We start from the raw sequence: 291 nt of genomic DNA, 5'->3' as shown, positions 1-291 counted from the left end.
CAAGGAATTTGGCATCAAGATCCCGCTGGAACAGTGGACGCAGGAAGTGAACGAGGGCAAGGTTTCGACCGAAGAATATTTCGTTCTCAAGAATCTCTGCGCCAAGATCGACGAGCTGAGGGCGGCAAAGGGCTGATCGTCACTGATCTTCCCGGGCCGGCAATCTCATGCTGCTCGAATATTTCCAGATGATCGATCGCGTCGAAGCGGTCGATCTGAAGGCCAAAACCCTCAAGGCACGATCGGTCGTGCCGGCGAAAAGCCCGGTATTCGAAGGGCATTTCCCCGGAA

Annotated in this window: 1 protein-coding gene; it reads left to right on the top strand. The window is 55.0% G+C overall.

Annotated features, from left to right (window positions below; genetic code table 11):
- The first annotated feature begins 13 nt into the window (after window positions 1-13).
- Window positions 14-136 (top strand): hypothetical protein, encoded by a 123-nt coding sequence (locus KVS69_RS21350; RefSeq protein WP_345776830.1) that lies wholly within the window; start codon window positions 14-16, stop codon window positions 134-136.
- Window positions 137-291 lie beyond the last annotated feature (155 nt).

Origin of the sequence: Stenotrophomonas sp. GbtcB23 (genome assembly GCF_019091045.1) — a bacterium.
Classification (GTDB): domain Bacteria; phylum Pseudomonadota; class Gammaproteobacteria; order Xanthomonadales; family Xanthomonadaceae; genus Stenotrophomonas; species Stenotrophomonas rhizophila_A.
Note: the sequence above shows the minus strand (reverse complement) of the source record. Positions and strands in the feature narration are given on the sequence as shown.